The sequence below is a fragment of the Sediminibacillus terrae genome (genome assembly GCF_009602435.1).
In the GTDB taxonomy this organism is placed as follows: domain Bacteria; phylum Bacillota; class Bacilli; order Bacillales; family Amphibacillaceae; genus Sediminibacillus; species Sediminibacillus terrae.
On sequence record NZ_VZDQ01000028.1, the window covers coordinates 78,592 to 99,554 of the forward strand.

Here is a 20,963-nt window from a genome sequence, read left to right on the forward strand (position 1 = left end):
TTTATCATGAATTTATTTCGCTTTCGCAACTTTCCTTGCATAAAGAATGCTGGCAATCAATCCGCCCCAGATGACGACAACCCCGATGATTGCCATGGTTATGGCTCCTCCTGACATTATTGAGCCACCTCCTTGTCTTCCGATTCGCTTGATGAAACTTCTGCTGCCCGATCCGGCCATTTTTTCAAGGTTAGCAAGGCACCGGCGAACATCGCCCCGATAGCTACTATCCAACCGTAGTTGAACAAGAAATCGATCGGATAACCGCCATAAGCCTCTGAGACTTCGCCTCTCAGATTCTGCAGCATCATATAGCCTAAAACGATAGGAGTAATGACACCGAGACATACTCTCCACCAAGCCCCTAGCGGGATATCAGAAACAGAATTGGCGTGGCTTTGAAAATCTTTCAAAGACTTTGCAAACCAAGCAATGGCCACTACTTCGAACAAACCAGCAAGGGCTACTCCGTAGTTATTGATGAAATGGTCGACCGTATCAAGCAAATTCAAACCGTCCTTTGTAGCAAAGGCCAATGAAAGAATTGCTGCAAGCCCTCCGCCGAATAAAACAGCTTTGCCGCGTGATACGTTGAATTTCTCCTGAATACCAGCGATATATGTTTCCGAAATGGATATCAACGAAGACAAACCTGCCAGCACAAGCGACGCAAAGAACAAGAATCCGAAAAATCCAGCTCCCGGCATCTGGCTGATGATTTCCGGAAAAACCATAAACGCAAGGCCGACTCCGCCAGTCACTACCTCCGATACTTCCTGACCGGACTGGACTGCCATAAAGCCTAATGCGGCAAATACTCCGATACCAGCCAATAGCTCGAAAGATGAATTGGCGAAACCGGTGATAAATGCATTGTTGGTAATATCAGACTTTTTCGGTAAATAAGAAGCATACGTAATCATGATTGCAAAAGCGATCGACAAACTAAAGAATATTTGGCCATAGGCTGCAACCCATACCTGCCCATCGGCAATTGCCGACCAGTTCGGTTTGAAGAAAGCATCCAACCCTTCCATCGCCCCGTCTAGTGTCACTGCTCTGATAACAATGATCACAAAAATGACCGCCAACGTGGGAATGAAAATCTTGTTTGCTACCTCTATCCCTTTTTTGACCCCTCGGCCCAAGAAAAATAAAGCGACAGCCCACACGGCAATCAATGGCAGCAATACGCTCGGCACCATCGCTCCGAAGCTTCCTGGATCGCCTAATTGCAGGTAGTCTCCGACAAAAAATGCTGTAGCATCTCCACCCCATTGTTGCCCGAAAGAAAAATAAGCATACATAATTGCCCAAGCAATGATAACCGGGTAATAAGTAGAAATGACAAACGATACAGCTACCTGCCACCAGCCAATCCATTCCATCCCTTTACTGATTTTCCCATAAGAACGCGGAGCAGAACCCCGAAATTTATGGCCGATGGTGTATTCCAAAATCAATAGCGGAATTCCGGCAGTCAACAGTGCAAATAAATATGGAAGAAAAAATGCGCCCCCTCCGTTTTCGTATGCTGTAGCCGGGAATCGCCAAATATTTCCCAAACCAATTGCAGATCCCATCGCTGCCAGCAGAAAACCTAATCGTGTTCCCCATTGTGATCGATTTTCCATGTTTGTACCTCCCCTGTTTTTTTAAAACATCCTCTATGTGTAACGAATGTTTTAAATTTTTATTTTTTTCTGATATTTATGATTGTATTATATAGTAGACAAAACCAGAATGTCAAAGGAAGATTTAGGAGAAAGGTTCTGGGCCCTTTTTCCTGTAAGAATATGACAAGTAAGAAAAGGTATGATATTTCTATTACCGAAGACAGCCAATCGACGGTAGCAAGGTGTGCAAGCTCAGCTGGAAAGCGTGATGAACCTTGCACTGCAGAAAGCAAAATGCCTTGCCGGATAGTGCACAGTTCACAAGAGAAGGTTAAATCGGTTTGTATTCTTACAGTGAATGCACAGCAAAACCGAACGATTACACCGTTCGGTTTTGATTTTGGTTCTATGCTTTTTTTATTTCAACTTCTTTGCTCATTCACTTGTGTTGACTGCTTTTTCCGTTTGCTTTGTGTATCAGGATTGCTGTAATCATGATAAGCACCAAAGTAAGCAATAATGCAATCCAGGTCTGGCCTGTTATCCCAAGAATCAAATATCCGATAACTGATGCTGTTGCCGCGATGAATGCATAAGGCAACTGGGTCAGGACATGATCAATATGGTTGGAGCCTGCACCGGTAGAAGAGAGAATCGATGTATCGGAAATCGGTGAACAATGGTCGCCGAACACAGACCCGGCCAACACTGCAGCCATAGCCGGAAGGACAAGTTGCCCATCTGTAAGTGCCGCAATTTCTGCTGCGATCGGCAGCATGATGCCAAAGGTTCCCCAGGATGTTCCTGTAGCCAATGCCATGAAGCCAGCTACAATGAAAATCAAAAATGGCAGGAATGCTGAATTCAAAGAGGTTTGCTGCACGAGGTTTGCCAAGTACTCGCCAGTCGCCAGACTATCTATGATCGAACCGATCATCCATGCCAAAACTAAAATGTAGATGGCAGGTAGCATCGCTTTGATTCCCTCCAGGAATACTTTGCCAATTTTCGTTTTCGATGAGTCCTGCACACTGTATAGGATTGCTGCACCTAGAGCCGCTATAAGCCCTCCCCAAAACAGAGACAGGTTGACGTCCGTATTGGCGAATACGTCCAACACATCTGCCGGACCATCCGTGTTGTCCATGCCGGTTCCGATCATGAATGCGACTGTACCGGCGATCAATAAAAGAATCGGTATGATGAGGTGGTAGATTCTTCCGCTTTCATTGGCTGCAAAGCTTTGTTCCAAGTCGCCTGCAATCTCTCCCCGCTCCGGGTCCGTCAGTTCTCCGTTTTCCATGGCCCGGTTTTCATGGGTTTTCATCAAACCGATATCCACCTTCAACAAAGCCGTCAAAAACACCAGCAAAAGGGCCGCAAAAGCATACATATTCAATGGAATCATTGCGACAAACGCTTGCAGTGGCCCATAGTCGGTTATTTCATTGGCTGCCAATATACTGCCTAATGTACCGATAATATAAGCTCCCCAACTTGATATCGGCGAGATTACCGTTATCGGAGCAGAAGTCGAATCGATAAAATAAGCGAGCTTCGCACGGGAAATCTGATGACGGTCCGTCAACGGACGAGCGATTTGACCTACAGCCAGACTGTTGAAGTAATCATCGATAAAAATGATGACCCCCAATACAGCAGGCATCAACTGAGCCCCTTTTCTTGTTTTTATTTTACGGATCGCCCATTCACCGAAAGCCCTGCTTCCACCTGAAGCGGTCAAAAAAGCTGTGACAATTCCTAACAATAGCAAGAATATCAATAAATATAAGTTCCCGGTGTTTAACGCGCCATCCGCGTAAAAGATGTTTCGGAAAACAAGCCAGATTTCTCCGGCAGTTTGCGAAATCGAAAAATCATGAAGCATGAAAGCTCCGATCAATACACCTGCCCCTAATGACAACAATACTTTTCTTGTGGCCAGTACAAGCACAAGCATCAGCAGGGCAGGAATCAATGAATAAATTGTTCCTTCCATGTTGTACCTCCATTACTGTTTGGTTATGGAAATGAATGGATTGACATGCTGAAGAAAAAAATGAGGAAAACCTGTCTGGTCTCACGCACGGTAAGTCAGAGGGCATCCGGCCGATCGGGTTGTCCGAAAGGAAAAAGCCGGGTGCAGCCTGCCCCCCTTCGACTTGCGGATTATGATAAATTCGCCAACGAGAAATGTGTCTTTAAACAGAAAGAAGCAGTGATAGAAAATAACCTATCACTGCTTCTATAAGCAATTCTGTTATCCTCCATTTCGATCAGTAGCCCTTCATGCTATTCTTTCCAGACATGACAGTACTATCCCTGTTCGAGATAATACCAGCAATAAGGGGTTGACACTCCCTCATACTTCGGCAAACAGGCCTTTCACCATTCTTCCCAGTTATCATCCTCCAAAAGGATACTCATCCTGTCTGCACCTCTACCTCACCGATCTGATAAGGTCTCGCTATTCAATTCCTCGTATATTGTACCAGTGGATGGCTGCTATTGCAAGGGTTCCATCGGAATCGAGAGCTGCGGCGATTCTCCGCCGCCATTTCCGTTATAATAATATGGAACATCGAAGCTGACCACCCGATCATCGATTTTTATCTTCGAACTGATTTGTGTCGTTTTGGTTTGGAACGGAACAACCACTCGCAGACTGACTTCCATTTCTACATACAAAGCGAAGTATACATTATTGATCCCCAGTTCTTCACGCTCCATCACTGGTTCCGACTGAACATCGCCAATCACTTCTATATTGACAGGGATTTCAGGCCCCAAATTTGCCAACAACGGGATTCCCAGCGCTTGGCCGACTGGGATTTGAATCAATGTCGGTTCTTCTTTGACCGATTCGATGGAAGGCTTCTCTTCTGGTTCCAGCTCCACATCAAGCGTGCTTCCCGGGTCCGGAACCTGTCCTTTTTCCAACAGCTTTAAAAAATTTTGCACCCGGTTGGTGGTATTCCGTACCACACGATTGGTTACAACGGAATTCCATCCTACCGAAACCGCATTCCCTTCATTATCGACCTTTTCCTGGATCAATTCATCGTATTCCAAATCATCGGCAATTTTTTTGCTCACTGCTTCATTAATCGCCATTCTGGCATATTGCCGAGCCCTAGTTTCCGCAATATCCATAAGCGTAGGCTCAAGCCCGCGGTTGATTATCAAAATACTGACCAAAGAAGATATTGTAAAAAAGACGATTGTAACCACGAACACATGACGAAACGGAGGCGGTGCCATACGGCCCTTGAAATTCCTGTTTTTTCTCAAAATAAATACCCCCTCAAAAAAACATATGCTTTTTAGCAGGAGGTTAGAATTTTATACTGCATTAACTTTTTGCCAAATCCGCTGCAAAACAAGAGGTTACCATCAGGTTCAAATGTTCAGCAAGATCGATCTCATATGGAACCGTTACTGCGTTGCCGTCTTCCTCCAGGATACGGATCACCGGCCGTTCACAAAGCTGTTGGTTTTGTTTTGCAACGATTCCGGCTCTTCCATCGCTGAGTTCGACCATCAATCCTGTTGGATAAACTGCGATAGTCCGGCGAAAGGCCTCCACCAGTTCTCGATCGAACAGGTCTCCGGCTCCAGCATATAGGACTTCCAGCCCTTCATGTGGAAGCATAGCTTCACGATACACCCTGTTGCTGGTAATGGCATCGAATACGTCCGCTATGCCGATCAATTTGGCATGCGGATGGATGTCACTTTCCGTAAGCCCGCGGGGGTATCCCGTTCCGTTCAATCGTTCATGATGTTGGAAGGCACAGTGAGCTGCGAGCAATGGGATGTTCTGATTATTTCGCAGGAATTCGAAGCCGATATCCGTGTGCCCTTTAATGATTTCAAACTCGGTGTCAGAAAGCTTTCCTTGCTTTTGCAAGATTTCCTGCGGAATGAACATCTTGCCCACATCATGAAGCATTGCCCCAAGACCTATTTCCTCCATTTTCGAACGCGGCATTCCAAGCTCTGTAGCCAAAGCCAGGGAATATATTGTCACATTAAGTGAATGGGAAAACACATAGTTATCGGTCAGGAATACATCCGACAAGATGGAAATGACCTGGTCCGCATGTTGAATCTCATCCAAGAGACTTCCAACCATATCCGTCATTTCATTGCCCGCTTTCTCGAATACAAACGAGTTTTCTCCGAGACCCTGGCTTTGAATAGCTGAAAAAGAATGCTTGATCGTTTGATAGGCTTCCATTCGCAGCTTTTCGGGAATCGGAGGTGAAATGTCGATATCCTCCGTCAACGAATCTTTTATGTGTACGTATGTAATGTTATATTTCAGCAGTCTTTTCAACATCCGTTGTGTAAGACTGACATCTTCTTGAAGCAATATTTGTCCGTTTTCGTTATATACTGCTTTAGCAAGCTTTGTTCCGGGTTCAATTGACTTGGTTGCTGCAATTCTCATATCTATCTCCTAACCGCACCATTTAGAATGAAACAGTTGATTCCCTTGTATAGACAACAAGAAAATCCTCTATATCGAGTATAGAGGATTTATAGGAGAAATCAAACTAAATTTGTAGGAATTTGTCTATTTTTTTCTTTCATCCAGCTCTGCGATTTTCAACAGAGCTTCTTTTCCTGTCATTCCTTCCTGCCAGCCTTTTTCCCTGGAAGCATTCGTCACTTTCTCCAGTGGAGCTTCAAGCAATTGTTCAATTGTTTTGACCCCTACAGCCCGGGCAGCTATCACTTTTCGGTCTGCCAGCTTCTCGCTTAACAAGTCGACGTCAAGAGCGCCGCACATAATATACCCGGTATCATTCGAAACAATCAACAGATTGGTCTTTGGCAATTCCACGCGGATTGCCGTAAAAGGAATATCCTCGATAAACACAGGCTTGATGGAAATCATAAGATGGCCACACTCCCTTCACCATACTATATGGATATCAGGAGCATATGTGTCATTCAGAAGCTACTTTTTTCCTTAACGTATCGGCCAATAAGTCACGCAAAAATTCAGGCATGAAAAACTGCTTGTTCTCCGCTCTTGCGATTTCCGGAAGCAACCGTCCGAAGGTAAACGTATCGGCGGTTGCCACTTTGTACTGTTCATCCACATCCAGAGGCTTGCCGTTTACTTCTACATAATCGACCCGTTCTTGGCCATCTGCCAGCTTGCTCGTTTTCACGATTGCACCGCCAAAGACCATTCGGCCGATTATTTCACCGCGAAAACCGAAACCTTGCAATTTCAATTCCGTAAACTGCTTGGTGAAAGAAGCCCTTATAACTTCCAGCAATTCATCTCCTTGCAACGTGACGAGACAAGGATTGATTGGATGAGGGCAAATCCGGTGAATATCCCCGTAGGTCACATCCCCTTGCTCAAATCTATCCAGCAGAAGTCCGGCATTCAACATGGCACAGTCTGCCCCCGTCCACTCCTTCAACGTCTCGACTAGCTGTTTCATGATAAAGGTTTCTTTGAACCAGCCAAATTCCAGTGGTTTTTCCAAAGTCGTCACTGTTTCCCCGAGTAAGTCATTCGCCTGATCTTGATATGCCATCAGTTTTTGCTCCGTCTCTTCATCCTTTGGAAAATATTCTGTACTGCTCGCGTAAGCTTCTTTTCGAATCAGTTTCCGCTGTACATGATTCCACGTCAAAATCACTTCTCCTACATACTTACCATGTTTACCTGCCGCAGTAAGCAATGTTTCATTTATATACTCTCCATCACGGAATAGGTGATGAGTATGTCCTCCGATAATGACATCGATTTGCGGGTAACGCCTGGCTATTTCCTCATCATCAGTGATACCCAGATGGGAAAGAAGCACAATGATGTCTGCTTGTTTTTCCAGCTGAGGAAGATACTCTTCGATGACGGAAAAAGGATTGGCGACACTCCATCCCAGTAAATGATAGAAATCATTGAACGGTGCAGTCAGTCCAATAAAGCCGATCCGTACGCCCGTTTCCGTAGTGACATAGGAGATTGGCTTCAACCAGTCCGGCTGCAGTCCATCCAGACTGATAAGATTTGCACACAATAATTGAAAGTCGGCCTGATCATATAGATGGAATAAATCATCATGATCGAGCGTGATCCCTTCGTTGTTTCCCAAGGTGGCGAACTGATAACCTGCATCGTTCAATAACTGCACATTGGCTTTTCCCTTCATTGCTTCTGCGATTGGATGGGAGCGATCGACATGATCGCCGATATCAATCATCCAGTATGACTGGCCGTTACGTTCTCTCGCTTCTTTTTCCTCATTGAAGTGGCCAATGATTTGCGGCAAGTTCTCAAAGTGACTGTGTAAGTCATTTGTATAATAAAGGAAAATCTTCTCTTCCATCTTAAAGTCTCCTATCCAATACCTTGTAAAATTAATCGAAAACCGATTACCACCAACAATATCCTGAGTATCCATTCCACCGTTTTCCCTTTAAGCAACTGATTGACCTTTGCACCAAGTGTGCCGCCAATCCAGGCACCAGGAATGAACAGCCACACATACTGCCAAGGTACATGCCCCAACACAATATGAGTCGAAGAACTAATCAAGCTTAAAAACAAAATCATGAACATCGAAGTAGCCGTGGCGATATGCGGCGGGAAACCGAATAGAAGAATCATTGCCGGAACGATCAAGGATCCGCCTCCGATTCCAAACATTCCTGACAACACACCAACAGCAAAAGCGATGGATACTGCAGCAGCCATCGAATACGTATAAGAAAACTTTTCCCCATCGATGAGGACGGTTCTGACTATACCCTTGCTGTGGACCGGCTGACTCACGATAGGTTCTTTCTTTTTGATAAAAAACATAGCTGATAATAACAGCATCAATATTCCCAAGTATAAGGAAAAAGCGTCCTCCGAAACAAACTGATTGAGCCATGAGCCAAGAATGCCGCCTGGAATCGCGCCGGATAAGAAAATCCTGCCGCTGCGATAATCGACTCTGCCTTTCTTCATATAGGATATGCTGGAAGATAGTCCGGTAAAAACCATCACCAGCAACGAAATGCCGACAATATTTTGCGGTGCCGCCCAACTGAAACTATCTAGCAGCTGACTGAGCAGCAACAAGCTCGGAACAAGAATGATCCCTCCTCCCAAACCAGCGATACTCCCGACAAAAGCTGTTAAAAAACCGATTAAAACACTTAAAACGTAAACCACAGTCTGATTCCCTTCTATCTGTTAAAGTTATGTATGATAATCCGGCAGAATACCGGACCGTTGCAAGGAACTAGTCCAATTCCGGTTTGCTATACCCTTATGTTTACCCGATGTCACTCTTCTGTAAAAGGGGTAAATGGAAGGGATGGCCCTTATAGAAATTTCGAGGACAAAGAATCAATCGATCATAAAATCCTTTACCCGTCATGTATTTCTATGAAAAAAGGGCCCTATTCCAGGGCCCTTTTATTATTACATTAAATTATTCAATTATCCAATAGAACCTTCCATTTCGAACTTGATCAGGCGGTTCATTTCAACTGCATATTCCATTGGCAGTTCTTTCGTAAATGGCTCGATGAAGCCCATGACGATCATTTCTGTCGCTTCTTCTTCAGAGATACCACGACTCATCAGATAGAATAATTGTTCTTCTGATACTTTGGAAACTTTCGCCTCATGCTCCAACGAAATATTTTCATTCAAAATCTCGTTGTACGGGATGGTATCGGAAGTTGATTTGTTGTCCATAATCAACGTATCACATTCGATATTGGCCCGGGCGCCTTCTGCTTTACGTCCGAATTGAACGATACCGCGATAAGTTACTTTACCGCCATGCTTGGATATCGATTTCGAAACAATGGTGGAAGATGTGTTAGGAGCAAGGTGATGCATTTTAGCCCCTGCATCCTGATGCTGACCTTTCCCTGCCAATGCGATAGACAAGGTCATGCCACGGGCTCCTTGCCCTTTCAGGATGACTGCCGGATATTTCATCGTCAGCTTCGAACCAAGGTTTCCGTCAATCCATTCCATGGTAGCATTTTCGTCACAAATCGAACGCTTCGTAACCAGGTTGTAAACATTGTTTGCCCAGTTTTGAATGGTAGTGTAACGGCAGTAAGCATCTTTTTTAACAAAGATTTCAACGACTGCACTATGCAGGGAATTCGTTGTATATACAGGCGCTGTACATCCCTCTACGTAGTGGACGGATGCGCCCTCGTCTACAATGATCAACGTTCTTTCGAATTGACCCATGTTTTCTGAGTTGATCCGGAAATATGCCTGAAGCGGTGTGTCCGTTTTTACACCTTTCGGCACATAAATAAAGGAACCACCGGACCACACGGCAGAGTTAAGTGCCGCAAACTTGTTGTCAGAAGGCGGAATAACTTTACCGAAATACTCCTTGAACAAGTCCTCGTTTTCTTTTAATGCGGTATCGGTGTCTTTAAAGACGATACCCATTTCTTCCAAGTCTTCCTGGAGACTATGGTAAACAACTTCTGATTCATACTGGGCAGAAACACCTGCGAGATACTTCTGTTCTGCTTCCGGAATCCCCAATTTATCAAAAGTATTTTTGATTTCTTCTGGAACTTCATCCCAGGAACGTTCGGATTTCTCAGAAGGCTTGACGTAATACGTGATCTCATCGAAATCCAACTCGGATAAATCGCCGCCCCACTGAGGCATTGGCTTTTTATAAAATTGCTCGAGAGCTTTCAGTCTGAAGTCGAGCATCCATTGCGGTTCGTCTTTTTGACGGGAAATTTCTTCAACAACCCGTTTTGTCAGGCCTCTTTCCGTACGGAAAATCGAAATATCCTTGTCATGGAACCCATATTTATAATCTTCAATTTCGGGCGCTTTTTTCGCCATGTCGAAAACCTCCTATTAGGTAATTATCTTCCATAAGTTGTTTCTATTGCTCTTCGCCTACGCCCTTTTCCATCGCTTTCCACGCCAGTGTGGCACACTTGATCCGGGCAGGAAACTTAGAAACACCCTGCAAAGCTTCGATATCACCTAAATCTATATCATCTTCTTCCACTTCTTTGCCTAACATCATATCCGAGAAAATTTTGGACATCTTCAAAGCGTCGTCTACTTTCTTGCCTTTTATAGCCTGCGTCATCATGGATGCGGATGAAAGACTGATCGAACATCCTTCCCCTTCAAACTTAGCATCTTCGACGATACCGTCATCCACCTGGAGATGAATTTGAATCCTGTCCCCGCACGTCGGATTGTTCATGTCGATTGTCATAGCATCGTCCGCCAATGTTCCACGATTGCGGGGGTTTTTATAGTGATCCATGATGACCTGCCTATATAACGTATCGAGATTATCAAAAGACATCTCCAAAATACTCCTTCGTTTTGTTTAGTCCTTCCACAAGACGATCGACGTCTTCTGGAGTATTGTATAAATAAAAGCTGGCTCTTGCGGTAGCTGTCACTTCCAGCCACTTCATCAGCGGCTGTGCGCAGTGATGCCCCGCTCTTACTGCAATTCCTTCTGCATCTAAAACGGTCGCCGTGTCATGCGGGTGGACATCCGTAAGATTGAAGGTGATCAACGCTGCGCGTTGCTCCGGTCCGTAAATCTCCAATTCGTCCAGCGCCTTCATACGGTCCATTGCATAAGCAATCAATTGGTCTTCATGCTCATGAATGTTTTCCATGCCGATGTCCGTCAGGAAGTCGATAGCCGCTCCGAGACCGATTGCCCCTGCGATAATCGGTGTGCCGCCTTCAAACTTCCAGGGCAGTTCTTTCCAGGTGGAATCATACAGATTGACAAAGTCAATCATTTCACCGCCGAACTCTACTGGTTCCATGTTCTCAAGCAGTTCTCTCTTTCCATATAAAACGCCGATGCCGGTGGGGCCGCACATCTTATGGCCGGAAAAAGCATAGAAATCACAGTCCAAATCCTGAACGTCCACTTGCATGTGCGGGACACTCTGGGCACCATCCACCATCATCACAGCGCCGTGCTGATGAGCGACAGCTGTTATCTCCTTGATAGGATTGATGGTTCCCAGGACATTGGATACATGCATGACAGCAACCACTTTAGTTCTGTCCGTAATCGTATCCTTTACGTCCTCCATCTCTATTGTACCATCCGGTCGCAAGGGCAAATATTTCAAGGTAGCCCCCGTGGCTTTGGCCGCCTGCTGCCATGGAATGATATTGCTGTGATGCTCCATTGGCGTCACTACAATTTCATCGCCTTCCTTCAGGTTTGCCCGGGCATAACTGTATGCCACAGTATTGATGGAAGTCGTTGTACCACGGGTGAATATCACCTCTTTGGTACTGGATGCATTAATGAATTTCTTCACTTTTTCCCTGGCACCTTCATATTTATCTGTAGCCCTTGTTCCCAGTGTATGGACACCGCGATGGACATTGGAATTATCCTGTTTATAGTAATCCTCTACTGCCTTGATTACTGAAACCGGTTTTTGGGAAGTCGCCGATGAATCCAGATAAACCAATGGATGTCCATTTATCTCCTGGTTCAAAATCGGAAACTGTTCCCTAATGGCTTTGACGTCCATTAATATACTTTCCTTTCAATTACCTCTGTCAACTGTTCTCTTACCGCTTTGATCGGAATCTGTGTAACCACCGGTGCAAGGAAACCATGGATAACCAGACGTTCTGCTTCCTGCTTGGAAATACCACGGCTCATTAAATAATATAGCTGGATCGGATCGACACGGCCTACAGAAGCAGCGTGTCCGGCCGTTACGTCATCTTCATCGATGAGAAGGATCGGATTGGCATCTCCGCGTGCATCCTTGCTCAGCATCAATACACGGGATTCCTGTTCAGCGTTCGATTTGGAAGCACCATGCTCTATTTTTCCGATTCCATTGAACACCGACGTAGCACTGTCTTTCATGACCCCGTGCTGCAGAATGTAGCCATCCGACTGAAGGCCATGATTGACGATTTTCGCTGTGAAATTTTGTGATTGTTTGCCACGTCCGACAGTAACGGTCTTGGCGTTGGAAACTGAATTATCCCCAATAAGATGAGTGATATTTTCCGAAACGGTGTTACCGTCATTCATTTGTCCGAGCGCCCATTCGATTACAGCATCGCGGTAAGCAACGCCACGACGGTTTACATATGCAGTTGTTCCCTGTGCAAAGTTATCAACTGCACCGAATGAAACGTTCGCATTGTCATGGGCGATAACTTCCGTGACGATATTGGCTACAGCTTCTTCCTCTTGATTATGTGAAATATAATTTTCCACATAAGTCAGGGAACTGTTCGCTTCGGCAACGACGATTACGTGATTGAATGAAGCCGCTTCGGCATCCTCCTGCCAAAAAATCGATTGCAGTGGTTCTTCAACAGTGACATTTTTCGGCACATAGACAAACACACCACCGTTCATCAACGCAGCATGCAATGCAGTCATGCGGTTTTCGTCTACTCCTACTGCGTCTTTCATGTAATAACGTTGGACGAGTTCCCCATGTTCCGCCATGGCCGTATAGATGTCCGTTAAGATGACGCCTTGCTCTTTCAGCTTTGGTGACAGGGAAGCATATGCCACCGAATGGTTACGCTGGATGACAAGATTTTGTTCCGTGTTTTCCAAATCAAGAAACACTTTTATTTCCTGAGGAAGATCTTCCAAAGACTGAATCGGTTCTCCAGCCGCTTCATGCTTGAAATTGGAGAAATTCCAATTCGTGATATTCGTTTTGTCCGGTTTGGGCATTGGAAGCGCAGCAGCTTTTTCCAATGCTTGAAGGCGCAATGACTTCATCCATTCCGGTTCTTTATGCTTTTGTGAAAACTGGCTGATATATTCTTGATCGTATGGCAGTTTTGTTTCTACAGTCATGGTACCCCTCCTTCCTGTTACGCTTCTTGCCCTACAGTTTCATCTTCAATGCCTAGTTCTTCTTTGATCCACTCATATCCTTCTGCTTCCAAACGCTGTGCAAGCTCAGGACCGCCGGATTTAACCACTCTGCCCTGCATCATGACATGGACTTTATCCGGTGTGATGTAGTTCAACAGTCTTTGATAGTGCGTGATGATCAGGCAGCCGAAGTTCTCATCGCGAAGTTTGTTGATTCCTTTGGAAACAACCTTCAATGCGTCGATATCAAGTCCGGAGTCGATTTCGTCAAGAATGGCAATTTCCGGTTTAATCATCATTAATTGAAGAATTTCATTACGTTTTTTCTCACCGCCGGAAAACCCTTCATTCAAATAACGTTGCGCCATGTTTTTATCCATTTCCAAGTAATCCATCGCTTCATCCATCTCTTTGATGAATTTCATCAAGGAAATTTCGTCGCCTTCTTCACGGCGCGCATTGATGGAAGAACGGAGGAAATCAGAATTAGTTACACCGCTGATTTCACTAGGATACTGCATTGCCAAAAACAGACCAGCTTTGGCGCGTTCGTCCACTTCCATTTCCAGTACGTCTTCTCCATCGAGAAGAACAGATCCTTGCGTGATTTCGTATTTTGGATGCCCCATGATGGCGGATGCCAGCGTTGATTTACCAGTTCCGTTAGGACCCATAACAGCGTGGAATTCGCCGCCCTTAATTGTCAAATTAACTCCCTTAAGTATTTCCTGGTCTTCAATCGATACATGAAGATCCTTTATTTCCAATGTTGAACCTGCCATAACAATACCTCCAGTTACTCTTTATTAATGCAGAATGGATTTACACCCATTCTCAATTTATTCTCATTACAATCTTATATCATTTCGAATCTATTATCAACATTTTCAAATTTTCGATTAGAATGTACCTGCCAACCATTTACTATACCTAATCATCCACATCGCTCTATCTATAATGTAACATAAATCCCCTGCCGCCAAAAACAAGCAGCAGGGGATTTACCATGAAATTTCTATTTGTTTCCACCACCGTATCAGCGGTGGACTTGCCGTTCAACTTCAGCGACAACACGGCGGCTCTGCCGATAGCTGTCTTCTCTTTCTTTTTCGACCTCGAGTCTTTTGTCAAGCTTTCTTTCATACTCCGCATAACCAATTCCATGGTTTTGATGCATGGCTTTTTCCATCTCTGAGGTATAATTCAGACCTATACCACTGTCTGTGATAATGAATCCTTCCTTTCGGGATTGTTATATTTTCTGACAAACAAATTGTATCACGGATTCTTTTCCCTTCCCAAACAGGAAATAAACAGGAAAATGCTTCTCTGCACCGCTATGTTCCATCATATGCGGCTTAAATCATCCACCTTCAATAATGTAAGGAATTTCTGCTGATTTCGGCTGTTTCCAAAAAATCAGTCTCCAGGAGTAGCCGCCGGCACAATCGCCCCATCATAGTTTTCACTGATGAAGTTCTGAATCTCTTCAGATTGCAATACTTCAACCAATGTATTAAGCGCTTCGTTATCTTTATCTTCGGAACGGACTACAACCTGATTGACATAAGGCGAATCTTCATCCTCCACAAAAATGGCATCTTCTGTCGGTACTAAGCCCGCCTCCAGCGCATAATTGGTATTGATTGCCACTAAGGCATCTTCTTCGGATTCATACATTTCAGGAAGCGTTGCAGCATCAACGTCCGGCGAAAAGGTTAAATTTTTCGGATTTTCCACTATATCATCCGTCGTAGCGGCTGCCTTGTCGACATTTTCATCCAATTTAATTAAACCGTTCGCTTCAAACAAGCTGAGAATACGTCCATGGTCGGCAACAGAACGGCTGATGATCACTTCTGTTCCATCTGGTATCTCATCGATGCTGGAGATATTCTTGGAATAGACTCCCATCGGCTCGACATGAACCCCTCCAAGACTGACAAAGTCATAGCCGAACTGATTAATTTGATCCTTCAAGTATGGTTTATGCTGAAAATAGTTGGCATCAATTTCGCCATCCTCTAAGTCCTGATTAGGTAAGACATAATCCTGATATTCAGAAATCGTAAGAGTAACACCTTGCTCTTCCAACAACGGTTTTGCTTCTTCCAAAATTTCTGCGTGAGGAGTACTTGACGCCCCTACTTTTATTTCTGTTGATTCGTCTCCTCCACCAGAAGTCCCTCCATCGGACGAATTATCTTCATCCGAGCTGCCGCAAGCAGCCAACACTGCAAGAACCGCAGCAGTCAGTAACAAAAATAAATACTTTTTCATGATCTCATTTCCCCTTTTCATGTTTTAAACTTGGCCCTTTTCGCATACGGTATTGCTTTCCTTATGCCTGCGTTTTCCATATAAAGTCACTACACCCTATATACGGAACATGACAACGGAACTGTATGATGGAAAGTGCCTTATCTTTTATCTAATTTATTGGCGATATAATCACCGATAAACTGAAAAATAAATACAATTACTACTATTAAAACGGTGCAGATAAACACGACGTCAAATTCGCGACGTTGAAAGCCATAAAAATAGGCGAAATCTCCAAGACCCCCGGCCCCGATCACTCCGGCAACAGCCGTATAGCCAATCAATGCTATTGCTGTTACAGTAATCCCGGATACTAAAGCAGGCATCGATTCCGGAAGCAAAACCTTGAAGATAATCGTGTGCGTTTTTGCACCCATCGCTTTGGCGGCCTCCACTACACCTTTGTCCACTTCCTTCAGACCGATTTCCACCAACCTTGCATAAAACGGTGCCGAACCGATGATCAAAGCTGGCAACGCCGCTTTCGGACCACGAATCGTGCCTATAAGAAAATCAGTGAATGGGAATAACAATAAAATCAAAATGATAAATGGGATGGCCCGGAAGATATTCACCAGCGCTGCAGCAAAAAAATTCAATATTTTATTTTGCCACAAACCACCTCTGGCAGTGAGAAATAATAAAAGTCCCAACAGGACCCCTAAAACAATCGTCCCTGCCACCGATATCAGTGTCATATAAAATGTTTCACCGATCGCTGTCCAAATATCCTCCATTTTCACGTTTGGAAAAAGTTCACTCAGCATTTGGATCCACCTCCACTTCTACCGAGGTGGTTTTGATAAAGGCAATCGCCCTGGCTATCTCTTCTGCAGAGCCGTCCATATGGACAAACAAAGTTCCATATGCCCCTTTTTGTGTTTGAGTGACTTTACCCTGAAGGATATTGACAGCCACATCAAATCGCTTTGACACCTGGCTTATCAGCGCCTGATTGGTTGTTTCTCCCACAAAATGAAGCCGTACAACTTGCCCGCTTTGATAATTTTCCAATAAATGGAGCGATTCTTCTTGATCCCTGTCTCCCATGACTTGTTCAACGAACCGCTTGGTAACAGGCTGTTTGGGATGCAAGAAAACATCCAGCACATCGCCTTGCTCTGCTACTCTTCCTGACTCCATCACAGCGACCCGATGACAAATCTTACGGATGACATGCATCTCATGTGTGATCAAAATGATGGTCAACCCCAATTTTTCATTGATATCGACAAGCAGCCGTAATATCGCATCCGTCGTATCCGGATCTAGCGCCGATGTGGCTTCATCACACAACAGCACTTTTGGGTTGTTGGCCAACGCCCTTGCAATGCCGACCCGTTGTTTTTGCCCTCCGCTTAATTGCGAAGGATAGGCATCTTCTCTTCCTTTAAGCCCGACTAAATCTATCAGCTCTTCGACCCTGGCTCTCCTTTTCCCCTTGGGAATTCCCGCTATTTCCAGCGGAAAAGCAATGTTGTCACGAACGGTACGGGACCAGAGCAGGTTGAAATGTTGAAAAATCATCCCTATTTCCTGTCGTGATTTACGCAGCTGCTGCTTTCCCATTGCAGATATTTCTTTTCCATCAATATAAATTTGTCCTTCAGTCGGTTCTTCCAGCCGATTAAGCAGTCTGATGAACGTACTTTTACCAGCACCACTGTATCCGATCACCCCGAAAATTTCCCCTTTGCTTACTTCCAGGTTGAGGTTATCGACAGCGAGGACATCCTGATGCTTGGCTGGATAAACTTTTTTCAAGCCTTTAATTGAAATCAACTTTCTTCCTCCTCAGCAATACTTGCCGAACTACCTAATACTTCTTTTGTGTGTATTAAAAAAGCGTCCTTCCGTTCACAAGAGAACAGAAAGACGCAGTATGACTACTTTCATGTTCTCTCATCTGCCAAAGCTTATTGCTTCGCAGGAATTGGCACCATTTTAACCAGTAAAAACTGGTTAACGGTTGCCGGGCTTCACAGGGCCAGTCCCTCCACCTCTCTTGATAAGAGATTAGAATATTTAATTAGGTCGTTCCTTAAGCGCTAAATAGGATTTTAGCATTGGCGCAGTTAGGTGTCAAGCTAATTCATTAATTGAAGTGCGATAATCGTTTTCCATTTTTGGTTATGTTAGCATATACAACAAGAAAAACTTACTGAGAAGCAAGGAGTGGTTGGATGAAAGCCCCGGTTTTCGAGCTTCCGATTCTGGGTACCCCAAAGACCTATCAACTGAAAAAGGACCTTGGCAAGGTGATCATGCTTACCTTTTGGACATCCTGGTGCCCGGACTGCGCAGCGGACTTACCCAAAAAAGAGCAGTTATATAAAACAATCAACAAAAATGATATAAAAATGTTGACCATCAATGTGACTGGGAGAGAACGTTCGGTGGATGAAGCAGAAGCATTCCATAAGAAGTTTCTGCAACAGCCGACATTGTCGGACGAAGGGACAAACGTTTACGATATGTACCGCTGTCAAGGGGTTCCCAGTACTGTCATTATTGACAAGCAGGGTGATATAGCGGCTCAGTTTGGCGACAAAGCACCTTTTTTATCTATTGTCCAAGCATTGGGCAGGCAACTCGTTTAAGGCAGGTACAGCAATGTTTCAAAAAGCAGGCAGTCCCTGTACCTCCCTGTCCAGGAGGCAAGCCCTGCAGGGAAAGCTGTCAGCTTCCGCTCCCCGTTAAAAAGTTGTTCTGCTATGTCATTGTTCACCTTCACCTTTAAAGGGGCAGCAGACGGGAATTGTGAATCGGCATGGAGTTCCACAATTCCTGAACGAAATTTAACCCAAGCCGAGAATTCACCTACATCCACTTTGATGTCCAAGTGCTTTTGTTCATATAAATACAACAAATCTTCACGATCTTCCAAACGCCGTTTCCATTCTGCCAAAAGTTGTTCTGACAAGACTACCGCCTCCCTGTTAACAGTAGTTCGCCATCCAGCATGTATTTCCTGCAAAAAAGAAAAGCAGATGGAGTCTTCCAAAAGACATAAGCAAAAAAGGAAGGAGTATTTCTCGGGAAATATTCCTTCCTTTTTAGTTTCTGTATTTCTGTATCTTCTCCTGAATATGCATTAACGAATGAAATGCGTATATTTTTTCCTGCACCCGGCCATTTTCCACTATTAACAGACAGGGAACGCTTTCTATGTGAAATGATTGCATGAAGCCCGGAAAAAGAGAGGCATTCATTTCATGGAAAAGTGATGCCTCTTCGATTTGTTCTAATACCAACAGCATTTTCTCCGCCATTTTACATGTGCCGCAGAAAGGCGTATGAATAAACACAAACCCTTTTGAAAAGTCTTTGAGTGCGTGTTCATCCGAAATTGCCAACATAAATTCCATCCCTTTTCCTTTTGAATATAACTTATCCGCCACCTCTATAGATAAAGTGGATTCACTGCTATGCTTCTGCTCAATAGAGCTGCTGCTAATTCCGCTTCTGGAGTAGCCGCCACTTCCCTGAAGGTTTTATCTACATAGATATGTTCGGCATGAGGGAGTTCGAAGGACAATTGCTTTCGCAGTTTATGTCCTGCATTGTCCTCATCCACCAGTATAAAGACGTCCTTATTATCCAGATCATATTCTATCAACAGCTCTTCCAGCCTTTCGACTCCCAAAGTACCATTGGTGCAAATGATTTCTATTTTTTCATCAATCACTTTCTGAATCTGTACCTTGTCGGTCCGCCCCTCCACAATAATCACTTTGTCAGCATCATTCATAGCGTTCACCTGCTTTTTAATCGATAAGTTTAAAACGCGGCCATCCTGCTTAACAATAATCCCCTGTCACATTAACGGTAACAAGGGATTGCGTTCGCTCTCTATAATCATTGTATTGATTATTTCTTTTTTGATGCATGGCATAGACAATGACATAAAAAAGATGGACGCGGAATACGGAAGAAGCTTACTCTTCGTCGATCATTTCCTGATATTGGTCAGCACTCATCAGTTCATCGACTTGCGAAAGATCTTCTGTTTCCACGACGATCATCCACGCTTTTTCATATGGAGATTCATTGACAAATTCAGGACTATCATCGAGATCTTCGTTTACTTCCACTACTTTACCATTGATTGGAGCATACAACTCAGATACCGTCTTCACGGATTCGACACTGCCAAACGGCTCGTCCGCTTCAATAGTATCTCCGACTTCCGGAAGTTCGACAAAAACAATATCTCCCAATTCGGATTGGGCGTGGTCTGTGATTCCGATCCGGACTTTCTCCCCTTCCACTTTGACCCATTCATGTTCTTCAGAGTAACGTAATTCCTTTGGTAAACTCATCGTATAAAACCTCCACTTTCCTTATCTGCTTTTATTTGTCTTAACTTGTCCAACTGTCCTGTTCCAAGTTTCCTCCAAACAGCGAACATCCTTCATCTAATATAGTAGCTCCCCAAGGCAAATTCCAGTGGTTTGCTTCAATTCGTCATTTCCAGTTTTCTTCATAGACTTCCGGTTTAAAACCGACTGTTGCTTTCTCTTCGGATTCTAAAATCGGCCGCTTTATCAACATTCCGTCCGAAGCCAGCCATTCCAGCATCTGATTTTCATCTGCTTCTTTCAATTTATCCTTCAAGCCCAATTCTCGATACTTTTTTCCACTTGTATTGAAAAATTTCTTCACAGGCTGTCCGCTTTTTTCCACGAGGCTTTTCAAATCATTTTTGGACGGCGTTTCTTCCACAATATGTATTTCCTGATAATCGACTTTGTTGTCGTCCAGCCATTTTTTCGCGTTTTTGCAAGTACCACAGTTTGGATACCAGTAAAATTTCAGTGACATGGCAGCACCCCCTTTAATTTCTTCCTATATTATCATAACTTGCTTATATATTTCATGCAAAACTGCCAACAAGCATATATGTCAGCAGTCTGCACTGGAGAGAAAAGCAAGCTGATAAATTCCATGAGAAAATTTACTTAATTTGTTTCGCTTCGTTACTGAATAACCGTCGTTGCAGATAGAAACTGCGACATAGTTTGAAGTTGTCTTCCTGACTTCTTCCATTCGTTGAGTGGGAGTTCGACGCTGCGAAAATACCCTGCGCTTTCCGCGGGCGGCTGGTGAGCTTCCTCGAGCTGACGCTCTGCGGGATCTCCCCGAGGCC

General features: G+C 44.3%; 23 protein-coding genes and 2 riboswitches. Of the genes, 1 reads left to right on the forward strand and 22 read right to left on the reverse strand.

Going from position 1 to position 20,963, the window contains the following annotated elements:
• Positions 1-12: 12 nt before the first annotated feature.
• The 17 genes from F6X55_RS18760 to F6X55_RS18840 all read right to left on the reverse strand — a co-directional run bounded on the left by F6X55_RS18760 (position 13) and on the right by F6X55_RS18840 (position 17,596).
• Positions 13-117 carry a methionine/alanine import family NSS transporter small subunit gene (locus F6X55_RS18760; RefSeq protein WP_152525584.1) on the reverse strand — a complete coding sequence of 35 codons (105 nt, stop codon included), beginning with the start codon at positions 115-117 and terminating at the stop codon, positions 13-15.
• Positions 117-1,634 (reverse strand): sodium-dependent transporter, encoded by a 1,518-nt coding sequence (locus tag F6X55_RS18765; protein WP_026569570.1) that lies wholly within the window; start codon positions 1,632-1,634, stop codon positions 117-119. The genes F6X55_RS18760 and F6X55_RS18765 overlap by 1 nt, the downstream gene beginning before the upstream one ends.
• Positions 1,635-2,055: 421 nt before the next feature.
• Positions 2,056-3,615 (reverse strand): Na+/H+ antiporter NhaC family protein, encoded by a 1,560-nt coding sequence (locus F6X55_RS18770; protein ID WP_153465287.1) that lies wholly within the window; start codon positions 3,613-3,615, stop codon positions 2,056-2,058.
• A 273-nt stretch (positions 3,616-3,888) separates the two neighbouring features.
• A riboswitch (Lysine riboswitch) is annotated at positions 3,889-4,067 on the reverse strand.
• A 54-nt stretch (positions 4,068-4,121) separates the two neighbouring features.
• Positions 4,122-4,907, reverse strand: coding sequence for a sporulation protein YunB (gene yunB / locus F6X55_RS18775; RefSeq protein WP_051382219.1), 786 nt, complete (start codon positions 4,905-4,907; stop codon positions 4,122-4,124).
• A gap of 61 nt (positions 4,908-4,968) precedes the next feature.
• Entirely contained in the window at positions 4,969-6,069 is a 1,101-nt protein-coding gene (locus tag F6X55_RS18780; protein WP_026569567.1) for an HD-GYP domain-containing protein, read from the reverse strand.
• Between the two features lie 126 nt (positions 6,070-6,195).
• Complete coding sequence (locus F6X55_RS18785) at positions 6,196-6,519, reverse strand: YunC family protein (protein WP_026569566.1); 324 nt, start codon at positions 6,517-6,519, stop codon at positions 6,196-6,198.
• Positions 6,520-6,571: 52 nt separating this feature from the next.
• On the reverse strand, positions 6,572-7,972 hold the full coding sequence (locus F6X55_RS18790) for a bifunctional metallophosphatase/5'-nucleotidase (RefSeq protein WP_153465290.1): 1,401 nt from the start codon (positions 7,970-7,972) through the stop codon (positions 6,572-6,574).
• Between the two features lie 11 nt (positions 7,973-7,983).
• Positions 7,984-8,805 (reverse strand): sulfite exporter TauE/SafE family protein, encoded by an 822-nt coding sequence (locus F6X55_RS18795; RefSeq protein ID WP_026569564.1) that lies wholly within the window; start codon positions 8,803-8,805, stop codon positions 7,984-7,986.
• Positions 8,806-9,075: 270 nt separating this feature from the next.
• Positions 9,076-10,473, reverse strand: coding sequence for a Fe-S cluster assembly protein SufB (sufB, locus tag F6X55_RS18800; protein WP_026569563.1), 1,398 nt, complete (start codon positions 10,471-10,473; stop codon positions 9,076-9,078).
• A gap of 43 nt (positions 10,474-10,516) precedes the next feature.
• On the reverse strand, positions 10,517-10,954 hold the full coding sequence (gene sufU / locus F6X55_RS18805) for a Fe-S cluster assembly sulfur transfer protein SufU (RefSeq protein WP_153465292.1): 438 nt from the start codon (positions 10,952-10,954) through the stop codon (positions 10,517-10,519).
• Positions 10,944-12,164, reverse strand: a complete 1,221-nt coding sequence (locus F6X55_RS18810; protein WP_153465294.1) for a cysteine desulfurase — start codon at positions 12,162-12,164, stop codon at positions 10,944-10,946. Before F6X55_RS18810 ends, sufU begins: the two co-directional genes overlap by 11 nt.
• On the reverse strand, positions 12,164-13,471 hold the full coding sequence (gene sufD, locus F6X55_RS18815; protein WP_026569560.1) for a Fe-S cluster assembly protein SufD: 1,308 nt from the start codon (positions 13,469-13,471) through the stop codon (positions 12,164-12,166). The genes F6X55_RS18810 and sufD overlap by 1 nt, the downstream gene beginning before the upstream one ends.
• Positions 13,472-13,488: 17 nt before the next feature.
• On the reverse strand, positions 13,489-14,274 hold the full coding sequence (sufC, locus tag F6X55_RS18820) for a Fe-S cluster assembly ATPase SufC (protein ID WP_026569559.1): 786 nt from the start codon (positions 14,272-14,274) through the stop codon (positions 13,489-13,491).
• Positions 14,275-14,528: 254 nt separating this feature from the next.
• Positions 14,529-14,681 (reverse strand): YuzK family famiily protein, encoded by a 153-nt coding sequence (locus tag F6X55_RS20465; RefSeq protein WP_474103981.1) that lies wholly within the window; start codon positions 14,679-14,681, stop codon positions 14,529-14,531.
• Positions 14,682-14,911: 230 nt separating this feature from the next.
• A complete protein-coding gene (locus F6X55_RS18830; protein ID WP_026569558.1) occupies positions 14,912-15,772 on the reverse strand; it encodes a MetQ/NlpA family ABC transporter substrate-binding protein in 861 nt (286 codons plus the stop codon).
• A 140-nt stretch (positions 15,773-15,912) separates the two neighbouring features.
• The gene (locus tag F6X55_RS18835) at positions 15,913-16,581 is read right to left on the reverse strand and encodes a methionine ABC transporter permease (RefSeq protein WP_026569557.1); all 669 of its coding nucleotides are present in this window, start codon (positions 16,579-16,581) and stop codon (positions 15,913-15,915) included.
• Positions 16,571-17,596 (reverse strand): methionine ABC transporter ATP-binding protein, encoded by a 1,026-nt coding sequence (locus F6X55_RS18840; protein WP_026772368.1) that lies wholly within the window; start codon positions 17,594-17,596, stop codon positions 16,571-16,573. The genes F6X55_RS18835 and F6X55_RS18840 overlap by 11 nt, the downstream gene beginning before the upstream one ends.
• A 117-nt stretch (positions 17,597-17,713) precedes the next feature.
• Positions 17,714-17,829, reverse strand: a riboswitch (SAM riboswitch).
• Positions 17,830-17,997: 168 nt separating this feature from the next.
• On the opposite strand from F6X55_RS18840, the gene F6X55_RS18845 reads away from it, so the two are divergent.
• Positions 17,998-18,414, forward strand: a complete 417-nt coding sequence (locus F6X55_RS18845) for a TlpA family protein disulfide reductase (protein WP_026772367.1) — start codon at positions 17,998-18,000, stop codon at positions 18,412-18,414.
• Here the strand turns inward: F6X55_RS18845 and F6X55_RS18850 are convergent.
• The 5 genes from F6X55_RS18850 to F6X55_RS18870 all read right to left on the reverse strand — a co-directional run bounded on the left by F6X55_RS18850 (position 18,411) and on the right by F6X55_RS18870 (position 20,638).
• Complete coding sequence (locus F6X55_RS18850) at positions 18,411-18,737, reverse strand: hypothetical protein (RefSeq protein ID WP_026772366.1); 327 nt, start codon at positions 18,735-18,737, stop codon at positions 18,411-18,413. The genes F6X55_RS18845 and F6X55_RS18850 overlap by 4 nt on opposite strands.
• A 133-nt stretch (positions 18,738-18,870) precedes the next feature.
• Positions 18,871-19,173 (reverse strand): thioredoxin family protein, encoded by a 303-nt coding sequence (locus F6X55_RS18855; RefSeq protein WP_026569553.1) that lies wholly within the window; start codon positions 19,171-19,173, stop codon positions 18,871-18,873.
• A gap of 44 nt (positions 19,174-19,217) precedes the next feature.
• Entirely contained in the window at positions 19,218-19,565 is a 348-nt protein-coding gene (locus tag F6X55_RS18860) for a toprim domain-containing protein (RefSeq protein ID WP_026569552.1), read from the reverse strand.
• 187 nt (positions 19,566-19,752) lie between these two features.
• The gene (gene gcvH, locus F6X55_RS18865; RefSeq protein WP_026569551.1) at positions 19,753-20,136 is read right to left on the reverse strand and encodes a glycine cleavage system protein GcvH; all 384 of its coding nucleotides are present in this window, start codon (positions 20,134-20,136) and stop codon (positions 19,753-19,755) included.
• Between the two features lie 145 nt (positions 20,137-20,281).
• A complete protein-coding gene (locus tag F6X55_RS18870; RefSeq protein WP_026772365.1) occupies positions 20,282-20,638 on the reverse strand; it encodes an arsenate reductase family protein in 357 nt (118 codons plus the stop codon).
• Between the last annotated feature and the right edge of the window lie 325 nt (positions 20,639-20,963).